Below are 17,308 nucleotides of genomic sequence, written 5' to 3' on the forward strand. Positions count from 1 at the left end.
TTTTATTTTTTTCTTACTTTTTGTTACAACTTGACTATATGCAAACTTTTCTAAATGATGTAATAATCCAGTACCAAATAAAGTATTAACACTAAATTTTAAACCAACATTTTTAAATGATTTGTTAATATTTTCAATAGGATTATTAATAACATTTACTACTTTATGATAAGTTCTAATAGTTCTAAATATTTATCTATATACTTTAAAACTATCTCTAATTACTTGTTGCACCACTGGTGGAGCAAATGCTATTGCTTTTAATCATTTATTTTGATTAACTCCATAACCAATGTATCAACCACTATATCAACGATATCAATGGAATGGATGTATTTGAGTAACAAAAGTTTTTGATTTAAGAATACTATCAACAACTGTAATTGGTTTATATTTAGGATTGCGATGATAAATAGTAATTGCACATTTATCTAATGACAAAGGTTGAATTTTACAACCCATAAATACTGGTGAATTTAATGGAATTAATTGTGCGTGTTTAATTGCTCTTTTTTCTGCACTAGTAAATAAATCAGTTGCTTTTTCTTTTAATTTCTGAATTTTTTCAAATACTTGTTTTTCTAACTTTTCAAATTTTTCTTGTAATTTATATATACTTTCTCGTATTTTTTCAAAATATGGTGTATCTTTTCAAAATTTATTTAAACCTTTTTTTAAATAAAATCTAATATCAAAATATTTAAAAGTTTGATTTGCTTTTAAAACAAGTTGATGAATAACATTATTTTTAAAATTAAATTTAATAGCATTAGCACGAATTTTTTGTAAATCTAAAATTAAAGTTTTTCCATATCTATTTTCTGTATGTATTGTATGAACTAAATTTAATCAATCATGTTGATTCATTTTTAATACTTCTTTTAAATCAGTATTAATTTTTTTTAAAAAGTTATTTGCTTTTTCAATATCTTTAATTTTAAATTTAGGAGTTAATTGTGGACTTAATTTTATTAATGTATTTTGTAATAATAAGTGTTCCATTAATTTTTCTGTTTCTAGTTTTTGAAAATTATTCTTATATTGTCTTTCAGCAACATATCCTAAATCTCGTAATACTGTTTCACGATTAGGAGTAAAACTATACTTCATTAAATAACGTTTATTACCAATAATTTTATCTGTTAAAATTTCTTTTCCACTTACTTGACTAATAATTTCTTGTAAGTTTTTTGCTTCTTTAATACCAACTTGTTCTAATGTTTTAGTTTTTTGTGCTAACTTAATAAATTTAGTTGTACGATAACCACGACTAATTTTATTAAGTCCAGCAAATGCTGGTAATATATTAAAAAAAGTATTTAATGGTGTTACATTTCCTTTTAAATAATCATAAACTTGATTAATAGTAAAATCAGTTAAAAATTCTACACCAACAGCACTAATACTAGCAATTAAATCACTTGCACCTAATCCAAGGGCTACACTTTCACTTAATCCACCAGTAAAAGGAGCAAGTGCTACTGCTATAACTTGTACACCAATCATTTCTAAAATTTCTCATCAAAAACTTTTGTTTTCTTGTTGGTTACTTGTTCTAGTATGTTTTGGTTTATTTATGTTTAAAAGTATTGCTGTACTAGTTGTACCGATTGGCATAATATTAATTTCCTTTATTTAAGAGTTATTTTAATTGGATTTGTTGTTCCTTTATAATTTAAGTCATTAACATTAGCAGTAATGGTTATATATAAGTCACCTGCTTTTTGTTTTTGATTACTTACATTAGTTTTTCCTTGTGCATCACTAAAATATTTAATAGTTGGATTTGTTAAATTAGGATTTAATGATTTAAGTTCATTAGTACTTTTTATTTGTGTATTTAATTCACTATTATTGTTATTAACGCTAAATTGTAAAGGTAAGTGCAACTAAATTATTTTTCTATCCAAATATTCGATTGGTGAAAGATAATTTAGTATTTTTCTTGGTCTTTGGTTTAAAGACAATATAAATTTATGAACTTCATTTTTATTAGTTTTTGAAAAAATAAATTTTTTAGGAAATTTTTCTCTAATTAAACCATTAGTATTTTCATTAGTACCTCTTTGTCAAGGTGAATATGGATTGGCAAAATAAATTTTTATATCTAAATTTTTTTCAAGTTGTTGTCAATTTGAAAATTCTTTGCCACGATCAAAAGTAATAGTTTTAACAATGTTTTTAGGAAGAATTGATAAATAATAACTAACATTTTTATTAATAACTTTAGTAGTTCTGTTTTTAACTAATATTGCTAAAGTAAATCGTGATACTCTTTCAACTAAAGTTATTAAACATGATTTGCTTTTACCTCGTGATGATACTATAGTATCTCCTTCTCAATGACCAAGTGTTATACGATCATTAACATTTATATCTCGTTCTTTAATTGATTTACCATTAAACTTGCCACGATTTTCTTTAGATTTTCGTTTTTTACCTTTTCTTCTTAAATTTTTACTAGTAACTTTATCAAGCATTCCAAAATAAATTCAAGTATAAATTGTTTTAAAACTAATAACTCACTCTTTATGAAAATTTTTAATTCTGCCATAAATTTGTTCAGGTGATCAACCTAATAGTAATTTTTGTTGTACATATTTTACTAAATTCTTATTTTTAAACTTATGAAAACTAATATGTGATTGTTTTCGATTTTCAGCTTTATTTTGTGCAATTAATGAAAAATAATGATTATTATCTTTATTTCTATTAATTTCTCGAATAATAGTACTAATACTTCGATTAAGATTTTTAGCTATTTCACTAATTTTAAATTTAAATTTCAATTGATTCTCAATATAAATCCTTTCATCTATGCCAAGATGTTTATAACTCATATAAAAACTCCTTACTTTTTTCTAAACTAAATTTAGCATTATGAAATTTTTATATGAGAATTTTTTGCAATTTTATTTACTTGCACTTACAAGTATAACTCAGCAACATTTGCAGCAATATCAGTTGTTAAACTTGTAATTTTAGTTTTTAAATCATTTTTATCATTATTAACAATTGCACATAACATTCAGCGTGAAGTTGTTTCTTCATCTGTTATATAGGGTATTGATTCACCAGTTACTTCTCTACCAACTAAATATCTTCTTCCAACTTTACCATCAGCAATATCTTGAACATATACAACTGTATTTTGTAACATATATCTTTTCATTGCTCTTGGTGTTGCTAAAACAAAAGACATAATTTTAGTTTCATTATTATCAGTAAATGTCATATAATCATCCATTACAATTTGACATAGTACACCTTTGATGTATAAATCATTTCCATTTAATCTTAATTGTTGAGCAATTTGATTATCAGTAATTAGACCTTTATTATTGGCTAAATAAACAATAGTATCATAAAGATTATTAGTAATAAAAAAACGACAATTATTACTATTTCTTAGTTGAAATAAAGTATTTCAAGCATCTAACATTGATTTTAAATATCCTAATGGTGTTTTATCAGTAATGTCTATTTTAGTTGCATATTTTGCAATTACATTTGTATCATTATTTGCTAAATAATCTGCTAAGTCATTAGCAACTTCATATTGCATTGTATTTAATAAATTTTGTCCATTTTCAGCATTTAAATCAACATTAGCAATTATTTCACCCGCAACCGCTTCTTCTTTAATTTCTTTTAAAATTTTAACAGTTTCAGCATAACTAACATCTAATCCTTTGCTTTTATCATTTCATTTTAATACTTTAATTTCTGAATTTTTTGGTTTTTTAACTATAAATTCAATTTTTGTTGAATTAACCATTTCGATAGGAAAAAAACTTGCTCATGGTGAATTTGATTGTTTATAAAATTCTATAAACTCTGGTGCTTCTACTAATTTTTCGGTATTATCTAAATTTTTATTGAATTGTATTGCCATTTTTTGATTTCCTTTCTGTTATAAATTATTATTTTTTTTATAATCCAATAATGTACTTTTTATTGAATTTTGTTGATTTGTTATTATTGTTTGTTGTTTACCACCTGTATTAATTATTTCTTTAAATACTGGTTGTTCTTTAATAATTTTTTTAATAGTTTCTTCAATTTTTGAATTTTCTAAATTATTAGTTTTAAATTTTAAAAAATCATAAAATTCAGTTTTAACTTGATATTTTTTAAATATATTAATTATTTCTTTTTCTTTAATTTCTTGATTAAGTTTATTTAACTTATTTTCTGCTTCATTAACTTTATTTTCTATTTCTTGTTGAGCATTATTTTCAGTTAAAGGTTCAGTTGTTTGTTGAACATTATCTTCATTTTCTAACATTTACATCACTCTTTATTATTTATTTTCTTTATTAATTTTTTCATTTAATTTTGCTATTTTTTTTTGATGTTTTATAATTTTGTTATTTGCTCTAACATGTTTTGGAGTTGTGATAAATCTTTTTAATAAAACAATAATTTCTCTGCAAATTAATGTTCCAACACTTGTTCCAATAATTATTAATTCATGTAAAAATTCTTTCATCTGAATATTTTCCTTTCAATTGTTTATTTTTAATTATTCATCAAATTGACCACCATTAATTCTTTCAATCATTGATTGTGAATTACTTATAATTTCTACTAATACAGATATTTCTTTATTGAATTCTTCTATTCTTTCTTTATATGTTTTTATTTCCTGATTATAATATTCAATTATTTTTTCTTTATTCATAAATTATTCACCTCCTTTATAAACTCATGTGATTATAATCTCAATTTAATGAAGCATTATCATAATTTAATGGTACTTCGCTCATATTATCACTACCATATTGACTAGTTGTTTCACTATTAATAGTAAATCTATTGTCATTAATTAATCTTGTAGTTTCATCATTAAATGATGTTTCTTGCATTTCTTGATTATGATGTGTTGTTTCCATAGGTAGTAAATTATTGATTATTTCACTTGCACCAGCAATAATAGTAGGTACTGCATAAGCATTATTAAAATCATTATTAATTCCCATTGCAACACCACTTGATATTAAACATCCACCAGTAGCCATATTACAAATCTTTCTTATCGCTTCAAATTTATTAGGTATTAACTCAGTTAATCCACTAATAAGATTTGAAATACCATAAGCATTTAATGAAATATAAGTATCTCAATCCATTAATGACTGATGTTCTTGTTTATTTAATAATAATCATGGAGGACCCTCAGTTGTAGTTGTAGTAGTTATTGGCATTGGTGTTGTTGGAATAATAGGATTAATATTATTTTCTGTTCATTTACTATAATTTGCTAAACCAATTGTTCCTAAACCTAGTAATATTTTTTTACAACTATTAATTAATTTAGTTTTAGTATTTGGTCTTTGATTTAAATTTCAAATATCTAAACCTAATTTTTTACCAAATAATAAACTATTAATTGAACCTAATACTGGATTTGCAATTACTTGACCATAATAAGCACTTGTACCAATCATTGCACAAATTGGACTTATACCAGTTCTTATTAATTTAGTTAAAGTATAATTTGATTGATTTTCTATATTTGGCATTTTTTTCTCCTTTAATTTTCTAATTTTTTAATTGTTACTTTAATTCAACCTTGATATACATCATTATCACCAACTATTAATGCAACATTACTTTCGGGGTCAGAAACAATTATGTGTTTGGATTTAACATTTGGGTATTGTCTTAAAATAATTGCTCTAATATCATTACTTGTATGAATTGCTTTTGGAAATGGTAACAATATTTCAATTTCATCTTTATTTTCAAACAAAGTAGGTAATATTATCATTAATGTTCATCTCCTTGATTACAATATTTTTCACAACAGTTATCACAATATCCTTTATCACATTTTATTGCTTCATCTTCATAACAAAAACACATTAGTCAAATTCTCCATTTTCAATTCTTTCTTTTAAAGAAAAGACATATTCTGTATAAGTTCTATGTGGATTTTTATCATTTATAATTTCATTGATATCTAAAATTAATTTTTCTTTATTCATAATTTAACCTTTCTTTCCTAACTCTTTTATTTTGTTTTTGTTTACATAAGTTATTACATTTATGAGCAAAAACTCTACCATAACCACATTTATTATTCTTTTTAATTTTTATTATCATTATAAAATTCATTACTTTCTAAATATTCTAATATATTTGCATAAGTATCTGCTTTTGATTGAAATCATTTGTCTTCAACTTGATTAAAATTATTATAAAATTCAGATAAAAAAGATACTAATTTTTCTTTATTAATACAATTTTTATGTCTTGATTTATTAATTTCATCAACTTTAATTCTATGTTCTTTACAATATGCTCTACAATATTCATCAAATTGCTCTTCTGTCATATTTTCACATTGTCTTTGTCTTTGTTCATTTTTAATTTCATCATAATGTGGTTCATGAATAAATTTTTCAAATGTTATTGTTTCAGTTCATGTACATCTATTCATTATTTATTCTCCTTATTTTTAATTTGATTAGCAATTTCACTTAATATTTTCAATACTTTATATTCATTTTTTAATTTTTTAATAATAAATATTAAAAATATTATTAGTGTTATACTTGTTATTAATATTGGTACTATTAATAAAAATTTTCATAATATCATTTTTTACTCTTTTCATTTTTTAAATCATTTAACATTTATTGAACAAAATGCACGATTTTTAAGAATATTTAAAGTGTTAAAGATTTGACCAGTTACAATAATTTCATCATTTTTGTTTAATAAAATACAGCGTCTATAAAGTTTTGGGTTATTAAAAATTAAAGTAACATAATTTAATCCATTTCATTGACCACGAACACTATAATATAATTCCTTATTACCTTTTTCGTAATATTTTGCTTCAATAGTGTTACTTAGTTTTACTTTTAATTTGACATAATTTTCTTTATCTTTCATTTTTAGAATTCCTTAAATAATTATCAAAAATCAATATTTTCTTATGATTTTTTAAATAATATTGAATATGCTTATAAGCATCTTGTTCATGTTTTGTTAATTTTATATTTCCTTTATAATTTGTTATTTTATTTTTATTTTTTGGGTGGTTTTCTAGATAATCTCAGTTAAAAACATCTTGAACTAATACCATTAATGCACCAATAATTTTAGGTGTTGCTAATGGATTAGTTAATAATTGTTTTGAACTTAAAAAGAAATTTTCTGCAATAACTAATATTTTTTTATCAATAAATTTTTCTTTAATTAATTGCAATTTTTCTTTATACATATTTTTAGTTCATAAAACAGTTAATGTATTAAATGTTTCATTAAAAACAATATTATTAGTTTCACTTGAATATATAACCATTCCATTATTACCAATTCCAGCAGGGTCAATTCCAATAATTAAGTCATATTGCATTAATTAAGTTAACCTCTAATAACCGTTTTAATAATTTCTAAATCACAATTACATCAACAATATTTACATTCTTCAATAAATTCTTTATGACCACAAACTAAATTATCTTTTTTTAAATCATCAATCAGTTTAATTAGCCCTATTTTAAATTCAATATCATCACTGTCTGGTATGCAAATCGTTCCTCTTTTAGTTAAATATTCTTTATCCATATTTATACCTCCTACTTAACTTAATATTTAAAATACAGTCATAACAAATTGCTTTACTATTTTTATCTCTTAAAAAATATTTTCTTGTTTTTATATCATTAGTATTAAAGAATAAATAATCTAATTTATTTTGTTTATATGTTCAACAAAAATACTTTTTCATTATGATTTGAAATTCCTTTCCTAATATGTTCTGTTGCTTCTAGCATAAAGAACATATATTTTGATTTTTAGATTATTAATACTACTACTATTCGTTTTATTCATTCCAGTAATTCTGGGCTCAAAAATAAATTTCAAAAAAATAAAAAATAAAACCAACACTTGCTCACTGGGGAGTGGCAAGGTTGGTTAAATAAAGAATAGAATTAATACAATAGGTCCCTACAACAGGTCTATATATACTAGTTTCCAATTCGCTCCCACCCCAAGAATTACCATTAATGGTTAGTATATTTTATTAGGTATCACTCCACTTTTTATTTATCCATGCAAGTCCACATACTAGCTACTATTTTTAACAACTGTGTTGTAGTTCACTTTTTTAGTTCCCTAACACGTGTTGATAATAGCGTTAAAGACGGTTATTAATTATTAACTTCTCCTACTTGGTCACTGCGTGTAGTAGATATTTAAAGGATGTTAATAATAAAAATTTTAAAATTTTACAATTACAAAAAAAGACAAGATTATTTCTTGTCTTTTTCCTTGTTAATAATTTTTATTTTATCTTTTAAATGTATATTTTTTAAAATACGTCGAATATAAATTTAAATTTAAGGGTAAAAGAGAATTTAATTTGTCTATCATCATTTTTAAATGGTAATTTTGGAAATAAGTTACTAATATGATAATTAATTATTTCGTAAATTTGACAACCGCCCAAAGAATTAAATCGAAAATTTAAAAGAAATAAATTTTCAAAAAAATATTACCAATCAATCAATAAATGAAACGAAAAATGACAAGAAAATATTGCATTTTCAAAATATTTAGAACCTAAACATATAAAAAAAATAAAAGATGTTTTTACTGAAAATAAAAAAGAAAAGTATCAAATTGAATCCGAAGAAAAAACAAAAGAAATATGATCAGAATTTCAAGAATGAAAAAATAAACTAAAAGAGTTAGAAAAAGAAACTAGTGAAACTAGAGTAAATGGATTTATTCCAGAAGAAGATAATAGACAAAAATCACCAGCTAGAACTATGAAAAGAATGGGTCTGTAACTTTAAAAAAATATTACAACTTTAATTTACCAAATTTATTACTCTATACACAATATTGAAAATTTGGTAAATTAGTTTTATTTTTTATTTGAAAGTTATATAATAACACATAAGTAGTTACAAAATACTTAGATTTTAGAGAAAGGAGAAAGTATTAAAGAAGGGAGAAATAGAAAGAAATATGCAATTTTATTTACAAGCTGATGTTGGTCAAGCTGTTATAAATACATTAAAAGCTTGAGGATTTTGAAGTACAATTTTAGCAACGATATTTGTAATTTTTTTAGGTTGATTTTTAACGAAGAGAGGGACATTTAAAAAAGACTGAGAAGCGGTTTTAATTAAAATTGTTATGGTTGTTGGTTTACCATCTTTAGCTTTTGATGGTTTTATGACAAATACAACAACAGAGCAAGTTAAAACGCAAGTTGCAATTTTACTAGTTGGTTTTTTATTCTATATGATACTGGGAATAGTTGCTAAATATTTTTATATTAAATATGATAAGGATATTCAAGATACATTAGCAATGTGTACTGTATTTGCTTCAACAACATTTTTTGGAATTCCTGTAGTAACAGTACTATTTGATAATGGAGCTGCCACCTTACCGGCTAATATTTTTAATATTCCATATCGAATATTTTTATATTCATTAGGGTTTATTGTAATGAGCAAACCTATTAAAGCAGCAGTAGTAACAAAAGGACAAACTGGTGCTGATTTTATTGTTGATACAAAACTAAATATTGATGCATATGCACAAATTAAATCAGAAATGAAAGTAATAAAAAGAGAAAATTTAATAAAGAATGTAAAGCAGATTTTTTTAAATCCAATTTTAATTGCAACTATGGTTGGATTTATTTTTTGAGTTACACAATTAATTCCTGGAATTGCTATTGTTCCTGATCAAAATGATATTACTAGTGGTCAATATTTTTCACCATTACGATTAGATAATACATTTCCACCATTGTTTAAAGTAACAAAAACTTTAGAGGCATTATGTACGCCATTAGCATGATTGGCAATTGGAATTACTTTAGCAAAAGGTAATTTTAAAGATGCTGCACAAGATAAAAAAGTATGATTTGGAATGGTAATGAAAATTATTTTTGCACCATTATTTGGATTAGCATTAGTTTGTGCAGTTGCGGCAATTGGAAAAGAAACTGGAGCATGAAAATTAGATACTGTTGGATTAGGCGTTATTGTAATTATGTTAGCAGCCCCCCAGCATCAGTTATTGTTGCCTATTCAATTGCTTATAAAAAACAGCCATTGTTAACAAGTAATTTAACATTAATTGCTACATTATTTTCAATTATTTCATTACCATTTTGAGTAATTATTACTACAGCGATTGGCGCAACACCGTTATTTAGTTAAAATATAAACAAAAGAAAGGGAATAAAAATATGGCAAAAAAAATTAAAATGGTTTGTTATGGTGTTCGTAAAACAGAAAAGCTTTTTTTGAACCATTAAATAAAAATTATGGATATGATTTAACGTTAATTGAAGAGTATTTAACAAAGGATAATATTGAAACGGCAAAGGGACATGAAGCAGTAATGGTTCGTGCTAATTGTGACTGTTATGAGCAAAATTTATTAAAAATGAAAGAATATGGCGTTAAATATTTATTAACTAGAACTGTTGGTTATAATCATATTGATTTAAAAAAAGCTCATGAATTAGGTTTTGAAATGGCATATGTACCTGGTTATTCGCCCAATGCTGTTAGTGAATTAGCAGTAAGTATGGGAAACGGCTTACTTCGAAATTTATTTTATAGTGCTAATCATCAACAAAATCATAATTTTAAAATTGATGATTTTATGTTTGCCAAAGAAATTCGTAATTCAACAATAGGTATTATTGGAACTGGCCGTATTGGTTATCAAGCAGCTAAGACATGACATGGAATGGGAGCAAAGGTATTGGGATATGATATTTATGAAAGTGATCAAGCAAAAAGTATTCTAACTTATTGTGATTTAAAAACTTTACTTAAAGAATCGGATTTAATTTCATTACATTGTCCATATATTAAAGAAGAAAATTATCATTTAGTTGACAAGAATTTTTTAGCAAAAATGAAGCCTGGATCAGTTTTAATTAATGTAGCTCGTGGTGAATTAATGGATTTAGACGCAGTTTATGATGCAGTTAAAAGTGGTCATTTAAAAGGTGTTGGTTTGGATGTTTTAGAAAATGAAAGCAAAGTTTTTTTCAAAGATTTTGCTGGAAAACCAACTCCCGATAATATTACAAATAAATTATTATCATTATATCCGCGTATTATTGTGACACCACATATTGGATCATATACTGATGAAGCTGTTAAAAATATGATTGAAATTACTTATGAAAATTTAAAAGTAATTTTATCTGGTCAAGAATGTAAAAATAAAATTTAATTTAATAATTGATTATAGTTATTTTACATACTGTATATGAAAAAGGTAATATAAATTTTAAAATATACTGATCTATTATGTTATAATAACATCAAACTTAATATAAGTTTTTTACCTATTTACTTTAAAATAAAGTAAATAGGTTTTTTATTCTAAATTTCAAATAAGAAAGATTAAAAGATATGTCCATTATAGAAAAAAGAGAAAAATTAAATAATAAAGTAAAAAATAATGTTACTCCCATTGAACTTATTGCAGTGGGTGCTGCAGCGGGTAGCACTATTGGAATTATTACTGGTGCTGCAAAAGTTGTTGGTATTGGTGTTGCGGCTGTTAATTTAGTTGCTTCTACGGTTGCTAATGTTGCTACTAATGTGGCCTCTATTACTTGTGCAGCCGGAGGAGTTGCTATTCTTGGTGCTCCTACTATTATTGGTTTAGTTGCTGGGGGAGTTGCTGTTGGTGCCATTAGTGGTGCTATCGGTGGTGGTGTTGAAATAACTCAAATGTTAGCAAAAAAAGATGATGAAAAACAAGAAGAGCAAAAATTAGATTTTGAAGATTCAAAAAAATTATAAATTCAAATTTAGAAAATTTATATTCTTCAACAAGTGTATACAATTCTAATACATCAACAATGTAAAAGGTAATTTATTAAAACATATCAATTTCTTCTTTACTAAAAAATAAAATATATTTTTTAAATTTATTACTTTAAAATAAAGTAATAAATTTTATTTTAATTTTATAGTAGAAAAATGAAAAAATTATTCTTTTTATTACACATTTTTACACTAATAATTTTATATTTATTTTATTTTTAATAAATAAAATAAATAATTGTTTTTTTTAAAAAATATTATATAATTTTATTTGTATTATTTAACTTAAAGTTTAGTATAAATAAACAAAAGGAGAAAATAATCAATATGAAAATTGGAAGAAAGTTAAAAACTTTAAGATTGAAACACAATTTAACTATGGAAGAGTTAGGGAAACGTTGTGATTTATCAAAGGGATTTATTAGTCAGTTAGAGCATGATGTTTCTTCACCCAGTATTGAAACACTAAAAAGTATTTTAGACATTTTTGATTGTCCATTATCAACCTTTTTTGCTGGTGAAGTAAAAGAAAAAATAGTTTTTAAATCACAAGATGTTACTGTTAGTGACGAAGAAGATTATCAAATAAAATGAATTATTCCTAATGCTCAAAAATTAACATTAGAACCAGTAATTTTAACTTTAAAACCATTTGGTAATTCAAATAAAATTCCGCCATTTCAAGGTCAGATCTTTGGATATGTATTAAGTGGAACAGTATTTGTTCATTATGGTGCAACGAGAGTAAAAGCAGTAGCTAATGAAGCATTTTATATTAAAGGTAATGAAAAACATTATTTAGAAAATCCCAATAATTCAATTGCAACTATTTTATGAGTTTCAAATCCACCAATTTTTTAAACCATTTAAAGGAGGAAATTATGAGTGTAAATATTTTAGAATTACGTAATATTACCAAAGAATATGATGGTAAAGTTGTTTTAAAAGGAATTAGTTTAAATATTCATGAAGGTGAATTTCTTACCATTCTTGGTCCTAGTGGTTGTGGAAAAACAACATTATTAAGGATTATTGCTGGTTTTGAACAACCAAACAATGGTCAATTATTGTTTAAAGGTAAGGATTTAACTAAAATTCCAATTCATAAAAGAGAAATAAATACTATTTTTCAAAATTATGCTTTATTTCCACATTTAAATGTTTTTGATAATATTGCTTATGGTTTAAAGTTAAGAAAAATTGATCGTGAAAAAATCAAAAAAGAAGTTAAAAAAGCTTTAGATTTGGTTAAATTAAATGGTATGGAAGATAAAGATGTTAATGATTTATCTGGTGGTCAAAAACAAAGAGTAGCAGTAGCTAGAGCATTAGTTCTTAATCCTAAAATTTTATTATTAGATGAACCTTTTGCTGCTTTGGATTTGAAATTACGTCAACAAATGCAAGTAGAATTAAAAAAAATTCAAGAAGAAATTAATATTACTTTTATCTTTATTACTCATGATCAAGAAGAAGCATTTATTATGTCAGATCGGGTAGTTGTTTTAAATCAAGGTCAAATTCAACAAATTGGGACACCACAAGATATTTACAATGAGCCTGAAAATAAATGAACATCACAGTTTGTTGGTAGCTCGAATGTTATTGAAAATGGTGTATTTGTTAATGATTATTGTGTTCGTTTTGACGGTAAAAAATTTGCATGCTCTGATACTGGTTTTGGTGAACAAGAACGTAATATTGATATTGTTATTCGACCAGAAGATATTGATTTAGTTAATGCAGGTAGTGGTTTTTTTGATGGAACTATTAAAACTATTGCTTTTAAAGGATTATTATGAGAAATTGAAATTATTGCTAATAAACGCAAATGGATAGTTCATACTACTGATAATTTTGAAGTAGGTAACCGTGTTGGTTTAAAATGAAATGTTGAAGATATTCATGTTATGTGAAAGGAAATTGAAGAGTAAAATGAAAAATTTGTTTAAACGTAATATTAAAACACAAATTTTAAAATCACAAGATATGTTAGTTAATAATTCAAATCCAGAAAAAATTATTGATAATCAAAATAAAAAAAAGTATAGATTTAAAAAATGGTTTAAACTTAAAAAAAATAATGTTTCTTTACAAGAGGTAGCAAAAAATAAATCGAAAATGAAACGAGTAAAAAAGAAAAAAGCATTGTTATGTTGAAAAAAAACAAACCAAAAAATAAGTTTTATTAAAAATAAAATCAAAGATAAATCAGTAAATTTTGGTTTTAAATCATGAGTTACGCTTGCTTATCCATATTTATTGGTGATGGTAATTTTAATTGTATTGCCATTATTAATTGTAATTTTATATTCAATTATTAAAGCAACTAATAATGCTTGAATATTTCGTTTTACATTTAGTAATTTTAATGATTTTTTTAAAGAAAATAGTTATGTTATGGTTTTATTACGTTCAATTGGTTATTCATTTGTTGCCACTTTAATTGCTGTTATTTTTGGTTATCCCATTGCTTATATTATGGCTTTTATGTCCACAAAAATTGCTTCAAAAAATATTTGAGTTTTAGTTACTTTACCAATTTGAATTAACATTTTATTACGTACAATTGGATTACAAATTATTTTTAGTATTTTAGGTCCTAATGTTTTATTAGGAACTCCAATTGGTATTATTTTAGCAATGGTTTATATGTTTATGCCTTTTGTTATTTTACCAATTTATAATTCTTTAGAAAAAACAGATCGCAATTTATTAGAAGCAAGTCAAGATTTAGGAGCTTCTAAGATGAAAACATTTTGAAAAGTTACCTTTCGTTTTTCAGTGCCTGGTATTGTTTCTGGTTTTACTTTAATGATGTTAAGTGCTATGACTTCACTAGTAGTAGTTAAATATATTGGTGAAGGAAAAACTATTTTAATTGCAAATATTATTGAATCATATTTTTATCGTGGTGCTAATTTTGCTTATGGTGCTGCTATTTCTGTTATTTTAGGTATTATTGTTTTAATTATTATTTTTACTTTAAAAGCGATTGGTAGTTGAGCTACTGGTAAAAAAATAGGAGGTATTAATTAATGAGATCTTTTTTTAAAAATAGTTATTTAGCTATTATCTTTTTATTATTTTATACTCCAATTTTAGTTTTAATGATATTCTCTTTTAATGGTGGCGATTCAGTTCGCAGTTGAAATTCTTGATCATTGCAACCTTATTACGATTTATTTCAACAAAGTGAACTTTGAGAATCGGTTAGTGTAACATTAATTGTTGCTTTTATTTCTACTTTTGTTGCTGTTATTATTGGTACGTTTGCTGCTTTGGGTTTAAGTAAAACAAAAAAAATAACACGTAATATTACTTTAGGGATTACTAATATTCCTTTAGTTAATGCTGATATTGTTACTGCTGTTTCTTTAATGTTATTATTTATGGCATTTGGTTTTAGTTTTGGTCTTGGAACATTAATTTTCGCTCATATTTCTTTTAATATTCCTTATGTTATTATTACTGTTTTACCAAAAATTAGATCAATAAATATGTCACAATTAGAAGCAAGTCAAGATTTAGGAGCGACCCCTTGATATACGCTACGTAAAATTGTATTACCAACAATTAAACCGGCAATAATTGCCGGTGCAGCTATTGCGTTTGCTATGAGTTTTGATGAATTTTTAATTTCTTATTTTACTGGCGGTAATACTTCTAACGTTTCAACTTTTATTTATTCTTTAAAACGAATTAAGCCTTATATTAATGCTTTTTCAACAATAATTATTTTATTAATTGCAGTACTTATTATTTCTTGAAATACTTATATTCTTTGCAAAAAACAAATTAAACAACGTAATGAAAAAATTGATAAAGGTATTTATCATGATAAAAAAATTATTAAAACTGAGAAGTTGTTAACTAAATATTATTTACAATTAAATGGTTTTAACTATAAAAAGGTTAAGAGTAAAGGTAGAAAACGTAAATCATTATATAGTGATGGTAATTTTGAAATTGTAACTGAGCAAGATATTATTAAAATTCAGGATTATATTAAAAATCACCCGAAACTTATTAATCAAATTTCTAAACTTGAAGCAAAACTTGAGATGGAATCAATTTGAATTGAACATATAAAGAATAAGATTAAAAAAAAGAAAGAGTTAAAAGAAGAACGCTCAAAATCAAGAAGAGAGAAATATCGTTTTTTACTATGACCGTGAAAATTAATTATGATTAGTATCATCTTATTATCAAGTTTTATTAGTTTGGGTGCTTTCTACATTTATACTAATGTTTATGATTTATCAATTGCTAATTGAGGCGAATATATGAATCCCAATATTTTAAAAGAATTTGAAAATAAATATCAAGTTAAAATAAAATATTCAACTTTTGATGATAATGAATCATTGTATGCTAAATTGTATACTACTAGTTATGATGTAATGGTTCCTAGTGATTATATGGTGGCTAAATTAGCAAGTGAAGATAGACTTTTTCCAATTGCATCAAAAAATTCTGCAGGTGATATTGAATATGATAGTAGAATTGATTTTAATCCCAAAGAAGATATAAATCATGATTTATATGAATTAATGAATAATTATCGAGTTGAAAATAGTGATGGAATTTTAAATAAATTTGGTTTAAATAGTTATAGTATTCCTTATTTTTGAGGTGATGTTGTATTAGTAATTAATACTACTAATACAAATAATCTTAGTGATCTTGGTATTAAAGCTGATGGTTCAAATGTTCAATGAAGTGTTTTAACAGATGCTGCAAAATTGGGTAAACGTATCGTTTTAAATGATGATATGCATAACTTATTTATGACTGCGCTTACTGATTTACACTATAAAAATAAATGAGGAGAAAATACTGGTTCAGGTCAATATAATCAAGTAGGAAATGAATTTTCTGATAATATTAATGCTCATAGTCCAATTGAAATTAAAGATGCAAGTGATTGGTTAGAACCAGTTATCAAAAATAAAAATACAAAATTATTAAATGATGATATTGTTGATGAAATTAGTAATGAAAATAAGTGGGATGTAGCAATGATGTATAACGGTGATTTATTATCTGCAATTGCTGATGATCCTGCTTCTTATAATGGTAAGTACCTTGTTGTTAGACCATATATGGGGACTAATGTTTGAAATGATGATATGGTAATTAGTAAAGATTCTCCTCATAAAGATTTAGCTTTTAAATTTATTAATTATATAATGCAAAAACAAACACAAGTTGATTTAAGTAGTGAATTTGGTTATACCTCACCTTTACAAGCAGCTATGGATGAAGTTAGTACTAATTTTTCAGCAGAAATTTGAAAGCATGTATATATTTCAAAACATGGTCAATTACCTGATCCATTAGATCCAAGTAAGCATCATGAAGGATATTTTAACGGTTTATATACTCGTAGTTTTGACCCACAAATGCAAACTGCTTATAATAGATTATTAGCACGTTAATAAAATAAATTGTAATATTAAGTTTAAAAA

General features: G+C 24.4%; 22 protein-coding genes and 1 pseudogene. 7 read left to right on the plus strand and 16 right to left on the minus strand.

What is annotated here, in order from left to right:
• Positions 1–192: 192 nt before the first annotated feature.
• The 16 genes from AACK81_RS03615 to AACK81_RS03690 all read right to left on the minus strand — a co-directional run bounded on the left by AACK81_RS03615 (position 193) and on the right by AACK81_RS03690 (position 7,744).
• A complete protein-coding gene (locus tag AACK81_RS03615) occupies positions 193–1,617 on the minus strand; it encodes a hypothetical protein (RefSeq protein ID WP_338962745.1) in 1,425 nt (474 codons plus the stop codon).
• A gap of 14 nt (positions 1,618–1,631) precedes the next feature.
• Entirely contained in the window at positions 1,632–1,889 is a 258-nt protein-coding gene (locus tag AACK81_RS03620; RefSeq protein ID WP_338962747.1) for a hypothetical protein, read from the minus strand.
• Complete coding sequence (locus AACK81_RS03625; RefSeq protein WP_338960236.1) at positions 1,890–2,840, minus strand: IS30 family transposase; 951 nt, start codon at positions 2,838–2,840, stop codon at positions 1,890–1,892.
• An 86-nt stretch (positions 2,841–2,926) separates the two neighbouring features.
• Positions 2,927–3,895, minus strand: a complete 969-nt coding sequence (locus tag AACK81_RS03630; RefSeq protein ID WP_338962750.1) for a hypothetical protein — start codon at positions 3,893–3,895, stop codon at positions 2,927–2,929.
• An 18-nt stretch (positions 3,896–3,913) separates the two neighbouring features.
• The gene (locus AACK81_RS03635) at positions 3,914–4,288 is read right to left on the minus strand and encodes a hypothetical protein (RefSeq protein ID WP_338961095.1); all 375 of its coding nucleotides are present in this window, start codon (positions 4,286–4,288) and stop codon (positions 3,914–3,916) included.
• A gap of 15 nt (positions 4,289–4,303) precedes the next feature.
• The gene (locus AACK81_RS03640; protein WP_338962753.1) at positions 4,304–4,492 is read right to left on the minus strand and encodes a hypothetical protein; all 189 of its coding nucleotides are present in this window, start codon (positions 4,490–4,492) and stop codon (positions 4,304–4,306) included.
• 33 nt (positions 4,493–4,525) lie between these two features.
• On the minus strand, positions 4,526–4,684 hold the full coding sequence (locus AACK81_RS03645) for a hypothetical protein (protein WP_281749444.1): 159 nt from the start codon (positions 4,682–4,684) through the stop codon (positions 4,526–4,528).
• A 16-nt stretch (positions 4,685–4,700) separates the two neighbouring features.
• Positions 4,701–5,525, minus strand: a complete 825-nt coding sequence (locus AACK81_RS03650) for a hypothetical protein (RefSeq protein ID WP_338962755.1) — start codon at positions 5,523–5,525, stop codon at positions 4,701–4,703.
• An 11-nt stretch (positions 5,526–5,536) separates the two neighbouring features.
• Positions 5,537–5,773 carry a hypothetical protein gene (locus tag AACK81_RS03655; RefSeq protein WP_338959408.1) on the minus strand — a complete coding sequence of 79 codons (237 nt, stop codon included), beginning with the start codon at positions 5,771–5,773 and terminating at the stop codon, positions 5,537–5,539.
• A gap of 94 nt (positions 5,774–5,867) precedes the next feature.
• A complete protein-coding gene (locus AACK81_RS03660; RefSeq protein ID WP_338962757.1) occupies positions 5,868–5,990 on the minus strand; it encodes a hypothetical protein in 123 nt (40 codons plus the stop codon).
• Between the two features lie 101 nt (positions 5,991–6,091).
• Complete coding sequence (locus AACK81_RS03665; RefSeq protein ID WP_338960716.1) at positions 6,092–6,445, minus strand: hypothetical protein; 354 nt, start codon at positions 6,443–6,445, stop codon at positions 6,092–6,094.
• Entirely contained in the window at positions 6,445–6,606 is a 162-nt protein-coding gene (locus tag AACK81_RS03670; RefSeq protein WP_338962760.1) for a hypothetical protein, read from the minus strand. Before AACK81_RS03670 ends, AACK81_RS03665 begins: the two co-directional genes overlap by 1 nt.
• A 3-nt stretch (positions 6,607–6,609) precedes the next feature.
• Positions 6,610–6,903 (minus strand): hypothetical protein, encoded by a 294-nt coding sequence (locus tag AACK81_RS03675; protein WP_338962762.1) that lies wholly within the window; start codon positions 6,901–6,903, stop codon positions 6,610–6,612.
• Positions 6,893–7,369, minus strand: coding sequence for a hypothetical protein (locus AACK81_RS03680; RefSeq protein WP_338962765.1), 477 nt, complete (start codon positions 7,367–7,369; stop codon positions 6,893–6,895). Before AACK81_RS03680 ends, AACK81_RS03675 begins: the two co-directional genes overlap by 11 nt.
• 8 nt (positions 7,370–7,377) lie before the next feature.
• Positions 7,378–7,581, minus strand: coding sequence for a hypothetical protein (locus tag AACK81_RS03685; RefSeq protein ID WP_281748672.1), 204 nt, complete (start codon positions 7,579–7,581; stop codon positions 7,378–7,380).
• A complete protein-coding gene (locus tag AACK81_RS03690; RefSeq protein ID WP_338962769.1) occupies positions 7,574–7,744 on the minus strand; it encodes a hypothetical protein in 171 nt (56 codons plus the stop codon). Before AACK81_RS03690 ends, AACK81_RS03685 begins: the two co-directional genes overlap by 8 nt.
• 1,247 nt (positions 7,745–8,991) lie before the next feature.
• On the opposite strand from AACK81_RS03690, the gene AACK81_RS03695 reads away from it, so the two are divergent.
• The 7 genes and pseudogenes from AACK81_RS03695 to AACK81_RS03725 all read left to right on the plus strand — a co-directional run bounded on the left by AACK81_RS03695 (position 8,992) and on the right by AACK81_RS03725 (position 17,278).
• Positions 8,992–10,101 (plus strand): AEC family transporter, encoded by a 1,110-nt coding sequence (locus tag AACK81_RS03695; protein WP_338962771.1) that lies wholly within the window; start codon positions 8,992–8,994, stop codon positions 10,099–10,101.
• A 130-nt stretch (positions 10,102–10,231) separates the two neighbouring features.
• Positions 10,232–11,235 (plus strand): annotated as a pseudogene (locus AACK81_RS03700) (NAD(P)-dependent oxidoreductase).
• A gap of 182 nt (positions 11,236–11,417) precedes the next feature.
• A complete protein-coding gene (locus tag AACK81_RS03705) occupies positions 11,418–11,813 on the plus strand; it encodes a hypothetical protein (protein ID WP_338962774.1) in 396 nt (131 codons plus the stop codon).
• Positions 11,814–12,164: 351 nt separating this feature from the next.
• A complete protein-coding gene (locus AACK81_RS03710) occupies positions 12,165–12,698 on the plus strand; it encodes a helix-turn-helix domain-containing protein (protein ID WP_174481534.1) in 534 nt (177 codons plus the stop codon).
• 20 nt (positions 12,699–12,718) lie between these two features.
• A complete protein-coding gene (gene potA, locus AACK81_RS03715) occupies positions 12,719–13,771 on the plus strand; it encodes a spermidine/putrescine ABC transporter ATP-binding protein (RefSeq protein WP_286640486.1) in 1,053 nt (350 codons plus the stop codon).
• Between the two features lies 1 nt (position 13,772).
• The gene (gene potB / locus AACK81_RS03720; RefSeq protein WP_174481536.1) at positions 13,773–14,876 is read left to right on the plus strand and encodes a spermidine/putrescine ABC transporter permease; all 1,104 of its coding nucleotides are present in this window, start codon (positions 13,773–13,775) and stop codon (positions 14,874–14,876) included.
• On the plus strand, positions 14,876–17,278 hold the full coding sequence (locus AACK81_RS03725) for an extracellular solute-binding protein (protein WP_338962780.1): 2,403 nt from the start codon (positions 14,876–14,878) through the stop codon (positions 17,276–17,278). The genes potB and AACK81_RS03725 overlap by 1 nt, the downstream gene beginning before the upstream one ends.
• Positions 17,279–17,308 lie beyond the last annotated feature (30 nt).

The sequence above is a fragment of the Spiroplasma endosymbiont of Lasioglossum villosulum genome (assembly GCF_964020195.1).
GTDB classification, from domain to species: domain Bacteria; phylum Bacillota_I; class Bacilli_A; order Mycoplasmatales; family VBWQ01; genus Spiroplasma_E; species Spiroplasma_E ixodetis_A.